Below are 15,872 nucleotides of genomic sequence, written 5' to 3'. Positions count from 1 at the left end.
TTGCCGCGCTCTCAACGTTCCTCTTTCCATGTCCCGCCGCCGCCTTCACCTGCTGACCTGCCTGGCCTTGCTGGCCGCGCCGCCGGCCCCGGCCCGCGCGCAGCTCTCGGCCGTGGTGCCCAAAGTGAAACCGTCCATCGTGGTGGTGGGCTCGTGGCGGGACACGGACAACCCGCGGCTGGGCTTCCGGGGCACGGGCTTCGTCGTGGGCGACGGGCGCCGGGTGCTGACCAACGCCCATGTGCTGCCCGAGGCGGCGGCGAGCGAGGCGACGGCGCCGCTGGCCATCGGCCTGCCGCGCGGGCGGGGCCGGGGCGCCGACGCGCGCCGCGCCACCTTGCTGGCGCTGGACCGGGCTCACGATCTGGCGCTGCTGGCCATCGAGGGCCCGCCGCTGCCGGCGCTGGCGCTGTCCACGGCGCGCGAAGTGGCCGAGGGCACGGAGGTGGCCTTCACGGGCTTTCCGCTAGGCGACGCGCTGGGCTACGCGCCGGTGACGCACCGCGGCATCGTCTCGGCCATCACGCCGGCGGTGCTGCCCACGGCGTCGTCGCAGCAGCTCAGCAATCAGGCCATACGCCAGTTGCGCGACGGGCCCTTCGACCTCTACCAGCTCGACGCCACGGCCTACCCCGGCAACAGCGGCAGCCCGGTGTACGACGCGGCCAGCGGCGAGGTGGTGGCGGTGCTCAACATGGTGTTCCTCAAGGCCGGGCGTGAAAGCGCGCTCACCGCGCCGTCGGGCATCAGCTACGCCATTCCCATCGTCCATGCCCTGGAGCTGCTGCGCCGCGCGCCGGCCACGGCGCCCGGCGGCGCCCCGCAGCCGTCTCCCGCCCCGGCCCAGTAAGCGGCCCCGGCGCGGCCGGCGCCTCAGTAACGCCCGGTGATGCCCGCCACGCGCAGGTAGACGTGCGCCCCCCAGGCCACGAAGCCGCGGCGCAGCGCGCCCCAGAAGCCGCGCCCGCGCACGTGCACGGCCTGTACCTCGCGGGAGACGGCGATGGCGGCGTCGAACTCGGCGGCCAGCTCGCGGGTGAAGTCGCGGTCGCGCACCATGACGTTGGCCTCCAGGTTGAGCAGCAGCGACAGCGGGTCGATGTTGGAGCTGCCCACGGTGGCCCAGTCGTCGTCCACCAGCGCGATCTTGGCGTGCAGGAAGGCGGGCATGTACTCGTGGATGTGCACGCCGTGGCGCAGCAGCTCGTCGTAGAGCACCTGCGCGGCCAGGCCGGCGATGCGGTAGTCCAGCTTGCCCTGCAGCAGCAGCCGCACCTGCACGCCGCGGCGCGCGGCGTCGCGCAGCGTGCGGCGGAACATGTGGCCGGGATAGAAGTAGGGCGAGACCAGGTCGATGCGCGTGCGCGCGCGGCGCAACGCGTCGATGTAGCTGCGCTCTATGGCGCGGCGCTGGCGCAGGTTGTCGCGCACCACGAAGGCGGCGCGCATGGGTCGGTCGGCGTCGCTGCAGGCGAGCTGGCTCTTCAGCGGCGGGGTGATGCGCAGCCGCCGCAGCAGATCGCGCACGCGGGTGACGGGCTCGCTGCTGCGTGCCAGCGCCCTCACCTCCTCAGGCCAGTCGTGGCCGAAGGTGGCGCGCGTCCAGATGGCGCTCACGGTCTGCTGCACCGGGCCGACCACGGGGCCGCGCACGGCCACGGCGAAGTCCAGCCGCGGCTGGTCGCTGTGGCCGTGGTTGAGGTCGTTGCAGTCGTCGATGACGTTGATGCCGCCGACGAAGCCCAGCCCGTGGTCCACCACGCAAATCTTCTGGTGCAGCCGCCGCAACTGCCCCGGCTGCAGCAGCGACCACCAGCGGCGTACGGGACGGAACACCGACAGCTCGACGCCCGCATCGGCGAACCACTGGTACAGCGCGGGCAGCGAGGCCTTGCTGCCGAAACCGTCCACCACCACGCGCACGCGCACGCCGCGCAGCGCGGCGGCGATGAGCGCGTCGGCCACGAGGCGGCCGGCATCGTCGTCATGAAAGATGTAGGTGGCCAGCCAGACTTCGCTGCGCGCGGCGGCGATGGCCTCGCACATGGCCGGAAAAAGCTCGTTGCCGCCGCGCAGCAGCTTCACGTCGTTGCCGCCGCAAAAGAGCGCGCGCGGGTGGTCGTACCAGTTGTGCAGCAGCGCCGAGTTGTAGGGCGGGCCATCGCCCCTGGCGCGGCGGCTGCGCCGGCCGGAAGGGGGCGATCCGGCGCTCATGCAAACGGCCCTGCCCCGCCGGCGCTCAGGCGGTGTGCGTGACGGCGAATCCGGCCCGCGCGCGCCCTCATGCCGCTTCGAGCTCGGCCACCAGCGGCAGGTGGTCCGACATGCGGGCCCAGGCCGTGCCGCGCGGGACGAGGGTCGAGCGGCAGCGCAGGCCGCGCAGGTAAAAGCGGTCCAGCGCGAACACCGGCGCCAGCGAGGGGAAGGTTGGGCAGTGGTTGCGGGCGTCGGCGGGCCGTGCGCGCTGCAGGCCTATGCCGTACATGGGCGGGTCGAGCTTCTCGGCCCAGTCGTTGAAGTCACCCGCCACCACCAGCGGCTCGTCGGCGGGCACGTTGGCCTCCAGGAACTCGGCGAGCTTTTGCACCTGGCGCACGCGGCTGGCGTGTATGAGGCCAAAGTGCGCGACCACGGCGTGGATGGTCCGGCCCTGCCACTGCACGGGCACGTGCAGCAGGCCGCGCTGTTCGAAACGGTGGTCGCTGACGTCGAAGTGGCCGATGTCGCCAATGGGCCAGCGCGACAGCAGCGCGTTGCCATGCTCGCCGTGCTTGGTCACGGCGTTGGTGCGGTAGGCGACGTCGTAGCCCTCGGGAGCCAGGAAATGGGCCTGCCCCTGTTCCGGCCAGCCGAACTTGCTGCGGTCGAACAGCCGCGCTTCGCGGGTGTTGAACAGGCGCACCTCCTGCAGGAAGACCATGTCGGCGTCCAGCGCCTCCACGCCCAGGCCGAGGTTGTGGATCTCCAGCCGCTTGCGCGGGCCGATGCCGCGCACGCCTTTGTGGATGTTGTAGGTGGCTACGCGCAGCAGCGTGGGATCGCTCTCCGCCGAGGGCAGTTGGGTGGACTGCAGCCGGTTGAGCACCATGGCTCAGGCTCCGCTGCCGGGCACCGCGCCGGCCACGCCGGCAAAGCGCGGCAGCTGCAGGATGGCTTCGGCGTTGCTGGGCGAGTAGCAGGCCGCGGCGGCCTCGCGCCAGGGCAGCCAGCGCAGCGCGGTGTGCTCGCGCGGCGCCAGGCGCACGGGCGTGCCGGCGGGCACGGTCAGTCCGAACACATGCTCGGTGTTGTGCGTCACGCCGCTGGCGTAGCGGTGCAGGAAGCGTGGATAGATCTCGTACACGTTGCGCAACCCCCAGTCGCGCAACGCGGCAAGGCCGATGCCCGGGGCATGCACATCGATGCCGGTCTCCTCGGCCACCTCGCGCACGCAGGTGGTGATGAGGGGCTCGTCCGCGCTGTCCTTGGAACCGGTGACGCTCTGCCAGAAGCCGGGCGTGTCGGTCCGCTCCATGAGCAGGACGTCCAGGGCCGGGGTGTGTATCACCACCAGCACGGATTCGGGGATCTTGTAGGGACGCTGGGATATCACTTCAGGCATGCGCCTGAGCATAGCGGCGCGGCGCGCGCTCCCAAGGGGGGACGGTCAAGAACGACGGTCCGGTGCGCGGGCGGCACGAGGCGCCCGCGCCGGCAGCGGCATCAGCGCGCGCTGGCGGATTGCACGGGGGCGGTGTTGTCCAGCGCGGGGCCGCTGGTCCAGCGGGTGCTGGCCGGCGGCGCGACGATGAAGCGGTTGGCGTCAATGGCGCCTTCGCGGTACTGGCGGGCGACCAGCACGGCGGGGTGCTCGCCATTGGCACGCACGGCGGTGGCTTGCGTGGAAGCGGCTTGGGTGGTGCCTTCAGCTTGGGCCACGGCGGCAACGACGAGCAGGGTGAAGGCAAGTACAACGGTCTTCATGGTGCTTTTCCTAGTGTTTACCCTACTAGTGTAAACCCCAGGCCAAACCCCTTGCCGGCGCTATTGCACAGCCTCCCGCGGCTTGGGCCCGGCGGGCCCAAGCCTTGCGCTGGATCAAGCCGTGGCGGCCGGATTGCGCAGTCGGATGTGCAGCTCGCGCAGTTGCTTCTCGTCGACGTTGCTGGGCGCGCCGGTGAGCAGGCACTGGGCACGCTGCGTCTTGGGGAAGGCGATGACGTCGCGAATGGACTCGGCCTTGGTCATGAGCGTGACCAGGCGGTCCAGGCCGAAGGCCAGGCCGCCGTGCGGGGGTGCGCCGTACTGCAGCGCGTCCAGCAGGAAGCCGAACTTGAGCTGCGCTTCCTCGGGGCCGATCTTCAAGGCGCTGAAGACCTTGCTCTGCACTTCGGCGCGGTGGATACGCACCGAGCCGCCGCCGAGCTCCCAGCCGTTGAGCACCATGTCGTAGGCCTTGGCGACGCAGGCACCGGGGTCGGTGTCCATGAGGTCCTCGTGGCCGTCCTTGGGGGCGGTGAACGGGTGGTGCACGGCGACCCAGCGGTCGTCTTCCTCGTCGTGCTCGAACATGGGGAAGTCGATGACCCACAACGGCGCCCAACGGTCCTCGAACAGGCCCTTGTTGCGGCCGAAGTCGCTGTGGCCGATCTTCACGCGCAGCGCGCCGATGGCGTCGTTGACGACCTTGGCCTTGTCGGCACCGAAGAACAGCAGGTCGCCCGTCTGCGCGCCGGTGCGCTCCAGGATTTGCTGGATGGCGCGGTCGTGCAGGTTCTTGACGATGGGCGACTGCAGGCCTTCGCGGCCCTTGGCCAAGTCGTTGACCTTGATCCAGGCCAGGCCCTTGGCGCCGTAGATCTTGACGAACTCGGTGTAGCCGTCGATCTCGCCGCGGCTCATCTCGCCGCCGCCGGGCACGCGCAGCGCGACCACGCGGCCGCCCTTGGTGGTGGCCGGGGTGCTGAAGACCTTGAAGTCCACGTCGGCCATCACGTCGGTGAGCTCGGTGAACTCCAGCTTGACGCGCAGGTCGGGCTTGTCCGAGCCGTACAGGCGCATGGCGTCGGCGTAAGTCATGACCGGGTAGTCGCCCAGCTCGACGTCCAGCGCCTTGCGGAAGACGTGGCGGATCATGCCTTCGGTCAGGTCACGGATGTCCTGCTCGCCCAGGAAACTGGTTTCCAAGTCGATCTGCGTGAATTCGGGCTGGCGGTCGGCGCGCAGGTCCTCGTCGCGGAAGCACTTGGTGATCTGGTAGTAGCGGTCGTAGCCGGCGACCATCAGCAGCTGCTTGAACAGCTGGGGCGACTGCGGCAGCGCGAAGAACTGGCCGTCGTGCACGCGGCTGGGCACCAGATAGTCACGGGCACCTTCGGGGGTGCTCTTCGTGAGCATCGGCGTCTCGATGTCGATGAAGCCTTGCTCGTCGAGGTACTTGCGGACTTCCATGGCCACGCGGTAGCGCAGCATCAGGTTGTTCTGCATGTAGGGGCGGCGCAGGTCCAGCACGCGGTGCGTGAGGCGCGTGGTCTCGGAGAGGTTTTCCTCGTCGAGCTGGAACGGGGGCGTCACGCTGGGGTTGAGCACTTCCAGCTCGTGGCAGAGCACCTCGATCTTGCCGCTGACGAGGTTGGCGTTCTCCGTGCCCGCGGGCCGCGCACGCACCTTGCCGACGACCTTGAGGCAGAACTCGTTGCGCACGCTCTCGGCGGTGGCGAACATCTCGGGGCGGTCGGGGTCGCACACCACCTGCACCACGCCTTCGCGGTCGCGCAGGTCGATGAAGATGACGCCGCCATGGTCACGGCGGCGGTGGGCCCAGCCCATCAGGGTCACGGTCTGGCCCATCAGCGCTTCGCTGACGCGGCCGCAGTAGCTGCTTCTCATTGTCTGGCTCCAGGACTTGTTCGATGAGGCCGCCGCGGCCGGCGGCCAGTGTGGGGAGAGCGCCGGCGCGTTGTCAGCCGGCGCGGTTTCGCAGCGGCAGCGGCGCGGCGGCGGCAGGAGAAGCCGCCGCGGTTGCGGGCGGGGCGACGACGCCCATGGAAATGATGTACTTGAGCGCCTCGTCCACGCTCATCTGCAAAGGCATCACGTCGGAGCGCGGCACCATCAGGAAGAAGCCCGAGGTCGGGTTGGGCGTGGTGGGCACGTAAAGGCTCAGGTGCTCGGCACCGCCCAGCCGCGTCGCCACCTCGCCGCCGGGGCGGCCAGTGACGAAGGCGATGGTCCAGGAGCCCGCGCGCGGGTACTGCACCAGCACGGCCTCGCGGAAAGCGTTGCCGTTGCTGGAGAACAGCGTGTCCGAGACCTGCTTGACCGAGCTGTAGATGGACTTGACGATGGGGATGCGGCCCATGAGCCGGTCCCACTGCCGCAGCCACCACTGGCCGAAGACGTTGGCCACGAACATGCCGGTGAGCAGCAGGCCCGCGACCATCACGAGCACGCTCAGGCCGGGAATCCTGCGCAGCTCGTCCAGGCCGGTCTGGGCCGACAGCGGCAGCACTGCGGAGGCGGCCAGCAGCAGCCAGTCGAACACGCCGTTCATCAGGTTGAGCACCCACAGGAGCACCCAGACCGTGACGGCCAGCGGCATCCACACCAGCAGGCCGGCAACGATGTACTTCTTCACGCGCGGCCGCCTTTACCGGGAAACACGGTGCATCAGTGGCAGGCGCACGAGCCGCCGCAGCCGGCTGCGGGCGCGGCGCTGTCGGACGACGACGAGGAAGACGCCGCCGATTCCGCGGGCTTGGTGGCCGGCGCGGACGTGCCGCCGCTGCCGCCCTTGAAGTCGGTCACGTACCAACCCGAACCCTTGAGCTGGAAGCCCGCGGCGGTGAGCTGCTTGCTGAAGGCCTCGGCGCCGCACGAGGGACACGTGGTCAGCACGGGGTCGGACATCTTCTGCAGCACGTCCTTCGCGTGACCGCAGGCAGAACAGCGATAAGCGTAGATCGGCATGGCTAAGCCTTTGATGCAAAACGAAAAATTATAAAGCCCGAGGTGGGGTGCCGCCGTTGGTGAGGCCAGGCGACACGCCCGCGGCTGCAAATAGGGTCACATTTCAGGCTTTCAAGCCGCTGTCCAGACCGCGCAGCGCGTGGTGCGAGCCATGGCGGTTCTTGAGCGCCTGCGGGCCCAGCGAGCCCACCAGCATGCCCAGCGCGCCCATCAGGAAGCCGGCCAACTGCGCCGGGAAGCTCTCCCCGGCCGGCGTGGCCAGGAACATGGCCCAGGTCAGGATGCCCAGCACGATGGAGAAGATCGCGCCCTGTGTGGTGGCCCGCTTCCAGTACAGGCCCGCCACCAGCGGAACGAAGGCGCCCACGAGCGTGACCTGGTAGGCGCCGGAGACCATGTCGTAGATGGGCGTGCCCTCGGAGAGGATGGCGTAGGTGCACACCAGCATGCTGAACACCAGCACGGCGATGCGCATGGTGCGCAGCTCCTGGCGGTCGCTCTGGCGCGGGGAAAACTGGCGCCACACGTTCTCCACGAAGGTTACCGAGGGTGCCAGCAGCGTGGCCGAGGCCGTGCTCTTGAGCGCGGACAGCAGCGCGCCGAAGAACAGCACCTGCATCACGAACGGCATGTGCTCCAGCACCAGCGTGGGCAGCACCTTCTGAGGATCCTGCTCGATGAGCTCGGTGGCCTGCTCCGGCATGATGATCAGCGCGCTGGTCACCAAGAACATGGGCACGAAGGCGAACGCGATGTAGCACAGGCCGCCAATGACCGGGCCCTTGGTGGCGGCGTTGATGTCCTTGGCCGACATCACGCGCTGGAAAACGTCCTGCTGCGGGATGGAGCCCAGCATCATCGTGATGGCCGCGGCGATGAAGAAGACGACGTCGGTGAACGTGGGCTCGGGCAGGAAGCGGAAGAGATCCTTGCTGGTGGCCAGCTCGATCACCTTGTCAGCGCCGCCGGCCTGGTCGGCGGCGAAGACGGCGATGATGGCCAGGCCGGCCACCAGGATGATCATCTGGATGAAGTCCGTCACCGCGACCGACCACATGCCGCCGAACAGCGTGTAGGCCAGGATGGAGGCCGTTCCCAGCACCATGCCCACCGCCGGGCTGATGGTGCCGCCGGAGAGCAGGTTGAACACCAGGCCCAGCGCCGTGACCTGCGCCGACACCCAACCCAGGTAGCTCACGATGATGATGAGCGAGCACACCACCTCGACGCCGCGGCCATAGCGCTCACGGTAGTAGTCGCTGATGGTCAGCAGCGACATGCGGTAGAGCTTGGCGGCGAAGAAGATGCCTACCAGGATCAGGCAGGTGCCCGCGCCGAACGGGTCCTCCACCACTTCGCCCAGGCCGCCTTGCACGAACTTGGCCGGGATGCCCAGCACCGTTTCGGAGCCGAACCAGGTGGCAAAGGTGGTGGTGACGATCATCACCAGCGGCAGGTGCCGGCCGGCGACGGCGAAGTCGGAGGTGGTCTTGACCCGCTTGGCAGCCCACAGGCCGATGGCGATGGTCAGCAGCAAATACACGAGGACCAGGGTCAGCAGCATGGCGCGGCCTGCGGGCAAAAGGGGCTGGGAGGAGGTGCGCGGCGGAAAGCACGAATTGCGCCGCCACTGAACGCGGCGCGCATTATCCCCGCATCGCAAGGGGGGAGTCCTGCGCGCACGGCGGGCCGTGCACCCGGGCATGGCGGAACCGGCACAAATCGCCCTTCCCGCGCACCCCGCCGGTGCTCACATGGGCATGAGGACGTGCAGCCGCAGTGCCATGCGCATCAGCCCAACGCCCAAGGCAAAGCCCAGGGCGCCCCACAGTAGGCCCTGCAACAACCGGTTGGTGCGCTTTTGCTCGGCCAGCAGCGCAGCCAGGAGCACTTGAGAATCGTCGGACTTGGCGGGCGAGCGCTGCAGCGCGTGGTGCAGCAACCGCGGCACTTCAGGCAGCAGCCGCGCGTAATGCGGCGCCTCGTGTTTGAGTTTGTCCACCAGCGCGCGCCAGCCGATCTGCTCGTTCATCCAGCGCTCCAGGAAGGGCTTGGCCGTGGCCCACAGGTCCAATTCCGGATCGAGCTGCCGGCCCAGGCCTTCGACGTTGAGCAGCGTCTTTTGCAGCAGCACCAGTTGCGGCTGTATCTCGACGTTGAAGCGGCGCGAGGTCTGGAACAGCCGCAGCAGCACCTGGCCCAGCGAGATGTCCTTGAGCGGGCGGTCGAAGTGCGGCTCGCACACGGCGCGGATGGCGGACTCCAGCGAGTCAATGCGCGTGCCCGGCGGCACCCAGCCCGACTCCAGGTGCAGTTCCGCCACGCGCTTGTAGTCGCGGCGGAAGAAGGCGATGAAGTTCTGCGCCAGGTACTCCTTGTCGACCTCGGTGAGCGTGCCCATGATCCCGAAGTCCAGCGCAATGTAGCGGCCGAACGTGGCCGGCTCCAGGCTCACCTGGATGTTGCCGGGGTGCATGTCGGCGTGGAAAAAGCCGTCGCGAAAGACCTGGGTGAAGAAGATGGTCACGCCGTCGCGCGCCAGCTTGGGAATGTCCACGCCCGCCTCGCGCAGCTTGCCGATCTGGCTGATGGGCGTGCCGCGCATGCGCTCCATCACGATCACGCCCGGCGCACACAAATCCCACACCATCTCGGGGACCATCACGAGGTCCAGCCCATCCATGTTGCGGCGCAACTGCGCGGCGTTGGAGGCTTCGCGCACGAGATCCAGTTCGTCGTGCAGATAGATGTCGAACTCGGCCACGACTTCGCGCGGCTTGAGGCGGCGCGCGTCGGTGCTGGTGCGCTCCATCCAGCGGGCGAAGCGATGCAGCAGGGCTAGATCGTCCTCAATCACGGACAGCATGCCCGGGCGCAACACCTTCACGGCCACCTCACGCCCGTCGCGCAGCGTGGCGAAGTGCACCTGCGCGATGGAGGCGCTGGCCACCGGCTCGGGGCTGAAGTGCGAGAACACTTCGTCTATGCGCCGGCCAAAGGCGCGCTCTACCAGCGTGATGGCCTGCATGCCGGGAAACGGCGGAACGTTGTCCTGCAGCCGCGCGAGCTCGTCGGCGATGTCCAACGGCAGCAGGTCGCGCCGCGTGGACAGCACTTGGCCAAATTTGACGAAGATGGGCCCAAGCCGCTCCAGCGCGCGGCGCAGCCGCACGCCACGCGCCTCGTCGAAGCGGCGCCCAAGCGTCACCACCACGGCCAGCGCGCGCACCCAACGCTGGCGGAAATGCGACAGCGCGATGTCGTCCAGGCCAAAGCGCAGGACGGTGAACGCGATGTAGAGCAGTCGTGCGAACTGCCTCATGAGCCGGCACGCCAGCGCGCCGCGCCCCCGACCAGTGCCTGCCGCAGACCACGCGCCAGCGCCGCGCCCAATGCGCTGAGCTGCTGCGCCGCGGCGGCGCCGAGCACGCGCTCCAAGTCAGCCGCCACGTCCCAGCGCAGGTTCTGCAGCAGCCAATTGATGTCGGCAGCCAGCGCCGCATCGCCGTCGAGTTGCAGCGGCGGCTGCGTGCCGCTCAGCGCCTGCAGCATCAGCGCCGCCGGGTTGCCGGCGTCTACCCGCACGTGCAATTGGGCCGACGCGGGCGGCGCCGCTTCCCACTCCAGCAGCCCCGCAGGCGTGATGCGCCAGCACAGCACGGGCGGCGGCGGCAACAGGCCCGGCCAGCGTTCTAAGTGGAATTGCACAAGCACGCCTTCACGCGGGCGCAGCAACTGCCGCGCCACGGGCTCGCTGTCAAGCACGTGATTCAGGAGCAGCGTGATCCGCTGCATCAGGGCAGGAGCCATCAGGGCATTCAGGGCTTGCAACATGCGCGGCATTGTAGGCACCCAGGTTTGAACGCCCGCATCCACGGGAACCGGATCGGTAAGGCCAGGCGCAAGGTCGAGAATGGCTCTCAACAACAGGGGTAAGGAGCTGGCGCGCGAGCATGCATGTGCCGCAGCCAATACGGGTCACCCGGATTCCATGATCGCCCATCGCAGCTACAAACGAACCTTCTACAGCGCGCCTCAATCCGTCACCTCGCTCGTGGCTGCCTTCATGGAGCCCACGCTTGCGGTGGCGGTGTTTTTGCTGGCCACGCGCTGGTACGGCCAACCCATAGAGCGCCCTGCGCTCACACTCGGCTTGCTGGTATTCGCCTTGACATTTCCAGGCCGTCAGCGCTTTAAGGACCCATTGCCCGCCGCGGCCATGGACATCTTTAATAGCTGGATCGTGCTGCTGTTGGCTCTAGTGCTTTGCGGCTACGCCACGCAAAGTCTGGGCTACTTCAACCGCCGGGTACTTCTGGCTTGGGCAGTGACCACGCCGGTGCTGTTGTGGCTGGGCGTGGCTGCCGGACAGACCATACTGCGCCGCCGCGCCGCACAGGAGGTTCTGCGCCGGCCGGCAGTCGTCGTAGGCAGCGGACTGCTGGGCGTAAAGGTCGCGCGGGCACTGCGCGAGAGCAGCGACCAAGGCAGCGTCTTTGTGGGCTATTTCGACGACCGCCATGACGCCCGCGTGCACCAGGAGGCCAGCGGGCTGCTGGGCACATTGCAGGACGTGGCGCCCTACATCCGGGCGCAGGGCGTCAAGGAGGTCTACATCACACTCCCGCTGGGAGTACAGCCACGCATCGTGGAGTTGCTGGAATCGCTGCAGGGTACAACCGCTTCCATCTTCTTCGTGCCTGACGTCTTCGGCATCAGCATCATCCAGGGACGGCTTCAAGACATGAACGGCATTCCCGTGGTCGGCATCTGCGAGACGCCTTTCACCGGAACCAACGAGCTCACCAAGCGCATTTCCGATTTGGTGATCGCTTCCGTCGTTCTAGTGCTCATCTCGCCGTTGCTGCTGCTCATTGCCATAGGCGTCAAGCTCAGCTCGCCCGGCCCGGTAATTTTTAAGCAACGACGCAACGGACTGGATGGCAGCGAAATTCTGGTTTACAAATTTCGCTCTATGACTGCGCAGGATAACGGCAGCGTTGTCAAGCAAGCGACCCGGGGCGATCCTCGCATCACCCGCTTCGGCGCTTTTTTGCGCCGTACCTCCCTGGACGAGCTGCCGCAGTTCTTCAATGTGTTGCAAGGCAGCATGAGCATCGTTGGCCCAAGGCCACATGCCGTAGCCCATAACGAGGAATACCGCAAGCTGATCAAGGCATACATGGTTCGCCACAAAGTCAAGCCTGGCATCACTGGGTGGGCTCAGGTCAACGGCCACCGTGGCGAGACCGACACGGTGCACAAGATGCAGGCCCGAGTGGAATACGATCTGGAGTACCTCCGCAACTGGTCGCTAGCCCTTGATTTGCACATCATGGTGCGCACGGCGCGGCTGGTTTTCTTCGATCGAAACGCCTATTGAGAAGCTGTCGCGGGAGAATTACTTTTGATCAAAAGAACCTTGCGCGCACCCTCGTGCGCCTTTAGTTGCGTCGCGCTTGCCGTTTTTGCCACTGTCGCTCAGGCCGAAACAAGTCCCTATTATTTGGGAGCCTCATTGACACGCGGCCATGATTCCAATGTTTTTCGATTACCAGGATATTTAGATCCGCAATCGGATTCATTCACGACGGCCACATTGCTTGCCGGATTCGATCAACCCATCAGCCGGCAGCGGGTTTATACAAACCTTGAACTTCGCCGCCAGCGCTTTGACGATTTGAGTGAGCTGAACAATACCGGCCACAAGCTTGCTGCCGGTTTGGACTGGGAAACCATAGAGAATTACTCTGGCTCTATCGCTGCCGGATCAGAAAGAGCACTGGCCTCCTACAGCATTCCACGTCTCGGCCAAGATGCACTTAGAGAATTGAATATCAAGCGTGAACGCACCTTCAATGCAAGTGTGCAGCGCGGCAATTTGCGCAATGATCTACAGATATTTGGTGCATTCAATACCAGAGACACAGATTATTCCTCAGACGCATTTAGATTTCGCAACAACAAGCGGTATGCTGTGCGTGTGGGCACCCGCTGGCACCGCAACGATTTGCTGACACTGGGCACAGCCTGGGTGGAAGCACGCGGAAAATATACCTCCGCAGACATTGAATACACCAGCCACGCCATTGAGTTCACAGGCGAATGGAAGCCTTCCAGCGTGAGCGGCATTGATGGTCGCATTGGTTACGAGCAGCGCAGTTACGACAACGCTGCAGCACAGCGGGACTTTTCAGGTGTCACAGGATTACTGCGCTGGCATTGGGAGCCGACAGGCAAACTGGCATTCACAACTTCGCTGGTGCGGGATGCGGATGACAGTGAACGGCTTGTTGATCCGGGCACAAGCGATTTGACGATTGCAGGCTCACGCGTTACTAATTCATTGATATTGGAAGCTGTTTGGAAGGCGACTGCAAAGGTTTCGGTCAATGCCAATTACCACTATAGCGACCGTACATTGACCAACCCAACGCTGGCTGCTTTGGATACCAGAGGCAATGACAAGACGCGTCAAGCCAGTTTGGGAGTTGCCTGGGCGGCCACCAACAGCATTTCATTTGGCTGCAACGTTGGCCGAGAAACCCGCAGCTCTGATTCCAACCTAAGTTTCCCTTTCAAGGCCAATACGGCCTCCTGCTACGTTCAGGCCCTTTTGAAATGACTACAAATATCCAGCCCCCTGAGGGCCCCACCGTACTTCTTACTGGGGCAACCGGCTACATAGGCTCTCATACCTGGCTTGCACTGCAAGCTGCAGGCTATCGCGTTGTGGGCGTGGACAACTTCAGCAACAGCTCTCCAAAAGTTTTGCCTAGACTGGATCGCCTTGGCACACAACCCATTGTTTTTGAGCAGGCTGATATTTGCGACGACACCGCAATGGAGCGCGTGTTCCAGCAGCACCGTCCCCAAGCCTTGATTCATTTCGCCGCCTTCAAGGCGGTCGGCGAATCCACCGAAAAACCACTAGATTACTACGCCAATAATATCGGTGGACTGGTTTCCGTATGTCGCACGATGCAGCGGCATGGCTGCAAGCGCTTCGTGTTCAGTTCAAGTGCCACCGTATACGGCGTTCCGGACAAATTACCTATCACGGAGAACGCACATCTTTCAGCCACCAATCCTTATGGACAGACAAAGCTCATGGGTGAGCAAATACTGAAAGATATAGAAGCCTCCAACCCTGATTGGCAAACCGCTTGCCTTCGATATTTCAACCCTGTAGGCGCTCACGAAAGTGGCGATATTGGCGAAGATCCGCGGGGCACACCCAACAATCTCATGCCATACGTAGCTCAAGTAGCCATCGGTCGCCGGCCATTTCTACAAATATTCGGAGACGATTACAACACGCCGGACGGCACTGGCATGCGAGACTATATTCACGTCATGGACTTGGCCGAAGGCCATGTCGCTGCACTGAATTATTTATTCAATCAATCTGAATCGTTGACGGTCAATCTCGGCACAGGTCGCGGATACAGCGTGCTTGAAGTGGTTCAGGCTTATGAGGCGGCCAGCCAGCGCAACATTCCTTATCAAATCGTGAAACGCCGTCCAGGCGATGTCGCGGCCTGTTATGCGGACCCTTTTCATGCGAAGCGCACACTGAACTGGAGCACTCGATTCGATTTGCACAAAATGTGTGAAGACAGTTGGCGTTGGCAGTCACGCAATCCCCAGGGATTTGAATGAAACATCGGCGCCTCTTTTAATGGAAGTGCCGCCACTTTTATTCTCATAATCCGCCAGATGAATATCTTGACCCGTCCTGGAATGCGTTGACACCCAGAACGGTTGAAGTTGCCGGGGCTACCCGGCCATGGACGCCCGGTGCACTGGGCGTTTGCATTTTCAGCGACAGGTGAGGCCGCTCGTCGTTGTAGATCTGCACCGACTCGGCCACCATGCGCCGCAGCCTGCTGCACGTCGGCCGGACGCTGCAGCAGGAACTCGGTCTTGAGAATGCCGTTGACACGCTCGGCCAGCGCGTTTGCGTCTGGCGGCCGCGCAGCGCCATCTTCAGCGCCTGCGCCACTTCTTCGGTTTGCAAGCTTTCGTGCACATGCCAGCCCACGATCTTGCGCGAGTAGGCGTCGGTCACCAGACTCAGGTAGGCGTACTTGCCCGCTGTGGGCAAGTACGTGATGTCGGCCACCCACAGTCGCTCGCTGCCCGTGACACACAGCTGCTGCGGCCCGGCCTTGACGAGGTTGGGATGACGCCGGAAGCGGTGATGGCTGTCGGTGGTCTTGTGGTAGGCCCGGCGCGGCGGCACCAGCAGCCGCGCGTTGCGCAGCACGTCGAACATGGCATCGCGCCCCAACGCATGGCCTGCCTGGGCCAGCGGCTCACGTAGCAGGTGGTGCAACTTGCGCGTACCCAGCCGGGGCTGGCGCATGCGCTGCTGCTCCACCAACTGCACCACGGCCTGGGCGCGTTCTTCGCGCTGCGTGTTCCTGGCGCGCGCCTGGTAGAACGCCTGGCGGCTCATGCCCATGTAGCGGCAAGCCCTGCTCACGCTCAGCCCTTGGACGAGCTTTTGCGCGAGGACTTGCCCGAAGGCTTTTTTACGACGCGCACCCCGTAGTCCTTCTTGAGCACGTCGAGCACGGCCTCAAACAGCCGAGCCTTCTCGTTGGCCTCAGCCAGCTGCACTTGCAGCGCCTTGATCTGCTGCTCGGGTGTGAGCGGCTTGGGTGACTTGTCTATGGGCATCGCCGCCGATGATGCCGCAACGCCCCAGCCCAGGCACCCATAGCGGCGCAGCCAGCTCAGCACCGTCGAGCGGCCCTGGATGCCGTACTTGGCTTGGGCCTGCTTGTAGGTCAGCTCGCCTTTTTCCACCTGCTCCACCACGGCCAGTTTGAAGGCCATCGTGTAGTCGCGTGCGCATTCCACTGATCGCGGACACCCATTCTAGGCTGATCACGGGCAGTGTTCCGCGTGATCGTGGA

Annotated in this window: 14 protein-coding genes and 1 pseudogene; 4 read left to right on the top strand and 11 right to left on the bottom strand. The window is 65.4% G+C overall.

What is annotated here, in order from left to right; translation table 11 throughout:
• Nucleotides 1–28 precede the first annotated feature (28 nt).
• Nucleotides 29–850 carry a S1 family peptidase gene (locus tag ALA01S_RS20455; RefSeq protein ID WP_066340285.1) on the top strand — a complete coding sequence of 274 codons (822 nt, stop codon included), beginning with the start codon at nt 29–31 and terminating at the stop codon, nt 848–850.
• Nucleotides 851–873: 23 nt separating this feature from the next.
• Here the strand turns inward: ALA01S_RS20455 and clsB are convergent, their stop codons facing one another.
• The 10 genes from clsB to ALA01S_RS20405 form a co-directional block, all read right to left on the bottom strand.
• Nucleotides 874–2,214, bottom strand: coding sequence for a cardiolipin synthase ClsB (clsB, locus tag ALA01S_RS20450; protein WP_084267768.1), 1,341 nt, complete (start codon nt 2,212–2,214; stop codon nt 874–876).
• 67 nt (nt 2,215–2,281) lie between these two features.
• Nucleotides 2,282–3,088: an endonuclease/exonuclease/phosphatase family protein gene (locus ALA01S_RS20445; RefSeq protein WP_066340281.1), complete on the bottom strand. Its 807-nt coding sequence runs from the start codon at nt 3,086–3,088 to the stop codon at nt 2,282–2,284.
• A 3-nt stretch (nt 3,089–3,091) separates the two neighbouring features.
• The gene (gene nudB, locus ALA01S_RS20440) at nt 3,092–3,601 is read right to left on the bottom strand and encodes a dihydroneopterin triphosphate diphosphatase (protein WP_066340335.1); all 510 of its coding nucleotides are present in this window, start codon (nt 3,599–3,601) and stop codon (nt 3,092–3,094) included.
• Between the two features lie 101 nt (nt 3,602–3,702).
• Nucleotides 3,703–3,963, bottom strand: a complete 261-nt coding sequence (locus ALA01S_RS20435; protein ID WP_066340278.1) for a hypothetical protein — start codon at nt 3,961–3,963, stop codon at nt 3,703–3,705.
• A 114-nt stretch (nt 3,964–4,077) separates the two neighbouring features.
• Nucleotides 4,078–5,868, bottom strand: coding sequence for an aspartate--tRNA ligase (aspS, locus tag ALA01S_RS20430; RefSeq protein ID WP_066340275.1), 1,791 nt, complete (start codon nt 5,866–5,868; stop codon nt 4,078–4,080).
• Nucleotides 5,869–5,941: 73 nt separating this feature from the next.
• Complete coding sequence (locus tag ALA01S_RS20425) at nt 5,942–6,616, bottom strand: DUF502 domain-containing protein (RefSeq protein ID WP_084267766.1); 675 nt, start codon at nt 6,614–6,616, stop codon at nt 5,942–5,944.
• Between the two features lie 32 nt (nt 6,617–6,648).
• On the bottom strand, nt 6,649–6,948 hold the full coding sequence (locus tag ALA01S_RS32070; RefSeq protein WP_084267765.1) for an FmdB family zinc ribbon protein: 300 nt from the start codon (nt 6,946–6,948) through the stop codon (nt 6,649–6,651).
• A gap of 103 nt (nt 6,949–7,051) precedes the next feature.
• Complete coding sequence (locus tag ALA01S_RS20415; protein WP_066340270.1) at nt 7,052–8,512, bottom strand: high affinity choline transporter 1; 1,461 nt, start codon at nt 8,510–8,512, stop codon at nt 7,052–7,054.
• Between the two features lie 186 nt (nt 8,513–8,698).
• Nucleotides 8,699–10,270, bottom strand: coding sequence for a ubiquinone biosynthesis regulatory protein kinase UbiB (gene ubiB / locus ALA01S_RS20410; protein ID WP_066340267.1), 1,572 nt, complete (start codon nt 10,268–10,270; stop codon nt 8,699–8,701).
• Nucleotides 10,267–10,758, bottom strand: a complete 492-nt coding sequence (locus tag ALA01S_RS20405) for a hypothetical protein (RefSeq protein ID WP_238455875.1) — start codon at nt 10,756–10,758, stop codon at nt 10,267–10,269. Before ALA01S_RS20405 ends, ubiB begins: the two co-directional genes overlap by 4 nt.
• A 103-nt stretch (nt 10,759–10,861) precedes the next feature.
• Here ALA01S_RS20405 and ALA01S_RS20400 point away from each other — a divergent pair, with 103 nt between their 5' ends.
• The 3 genes from ALA01S_RS20400 to galE are packed head-to-tail and all read left to right on the top strand — an operon-like array spanning nt 10,862 to nt 14,610.
• Nucleotides 10,862–12,331 (top strand): undecaprenyl-phosphate glucose phosphotransferase, encoded by a 1,470-nt coding sequence (locus ALA01S_RS20400; protein WP_238455874.1) that lies wholly within the window; start codon nt 10,862–10,864, stop codon nt 12,329–12,331.
• Nucleotides 12,332–12,355: 24 nt separating this feature from the next.
• The gene (locus ALA01S_RS33260; RefSeq protein WP_157119144.1) at nt 12,356–13,573 is read left to right on the top strand and encodes a porin family protein; all 1,218 of its coding nucleotides are present in this window, start codon (nt 12,356–12,358) and stop codon (nt 13,571–13,573) included.
• A complete protein-coding gene (gene galE, locus ALA01S_RS32065) occupies nt 13,570–14,610 on the top strand; it encodes a UDP-glucose 4-epimerase GalE (RefSeq protein WP_084267764.1) in 1,041 nt (346 codons plus the stop codon). The genes ALA01S_RS33260 and galE overlap by 4 nt, the downstream gene beginning before the upstream one ends.
• Before the next feature lie 43 nt (nt 14,611–14,653).
• Here the strand turns inward: galE and ALA01S_RS32060 are convergent.
• Nucleotides 14,654–15,792, bottom strand: a pseudogene (locus ALA01S_RS32060) (IS3 family transposase).
• Nucleotides 15,793–15,872: the final 80 nt, after the last annotated feature.

This window comes from Azohydromonas lata NBRC 102462 (assembly GCF_001571085.1).
Lineage (GTDB): Bacteria > Pseudomonadota > Gammaproteobacteria > Burkholderiales > Burkholderiaceae_C > Azohydromonas > Azohydromonas lata.
The sequence above is the reverse complement of the archived record's forward strand: the minus strand, read 5'-3'. Positions and strand labels throughout refer to the sequence as shown.

Coding starts and splice junctions, on each gene's coding strand:
- ALA01S_RS20455 (WP_066340285.1), top strand. CDS start 29: ATGTCCCGCCGCCGCCTTCACCTGCTGACCTGCCTGGCCTTGCTGGCC.
- clsB (WP_084267768.1), bottom strand. CDS start 2,214: ATGAGCGCCGGATCGCCCCCTTCCGGCCGGCGCAGCCGCCGCGCCAGG.
- ALA01S_RS20445 (WP_066340281.1), bottom strand. CDS start 3,088: ATGGTGCTCAACCGGCTGCAGTCCACCCAACTGCCCTCGGCGGAGAGC.
- nudB (WP_066340335.1), bottom strand. CDS start 3,601: ATGCCTGAAGTGATATCCCAGCGTCCCTACAAGATCCCCGAATCCGTG.
- ALA01S_RS20435 (WP_066340278.1), bottom strand. CDS start 3,963: ATGAAGACCGTTGTACTTGCCTTCACCCTGCTCGTCGTTGCCGCCGTG.
- aspS (WP_066340275.1), bottom strand. CDS start 5,868: ATGAGAAGCAGCTACTGCGGCCGCGTCAGCGAAGCGCTGATGGGCCAG.
- ALA01S_RS32070 (WP_084267765.1), bottom strand. CDS start 6,948: ATGCCGATCTACGCTTATCGCTGTTCTGCCTGCGGTCACGCGAAGGAC.
- ALA01S_RS20415 (WP_066340270.1), bottom strand. CDS start 8,512: ATGCTGCTGACCCTGGTCCTCGTGTATTTGCTGCTGACCATCGCCATC.
- ubiB (WP_066340267.1), bottom strand. CDS start 10,270: ATGAGGCAGTTCGCACGACTGCTCTACATCGCGTTCACCGTCCTGCGC.
- ALA01S_RS20405 (WP_238455875.1), bottom strand. CDS start 10,758: ATGGCTCCTGCCCTGATGCAGCGGATCACGCTGCTCCTGAATCACGTG.
- ALA01S_RS20400 (WP_238455874.1), top strand. CDS start 10,862: ATGGCTCTCAACAACAGGGGTAAGGAGCTGGCGCGCGAGCATGCATGT.
- galE (WP_084267764.1), top strand. CDS start 13,570: ATGACTACAAATATCCAGCCCCCTGAGGGCCCCACCGTACTTCTTACT.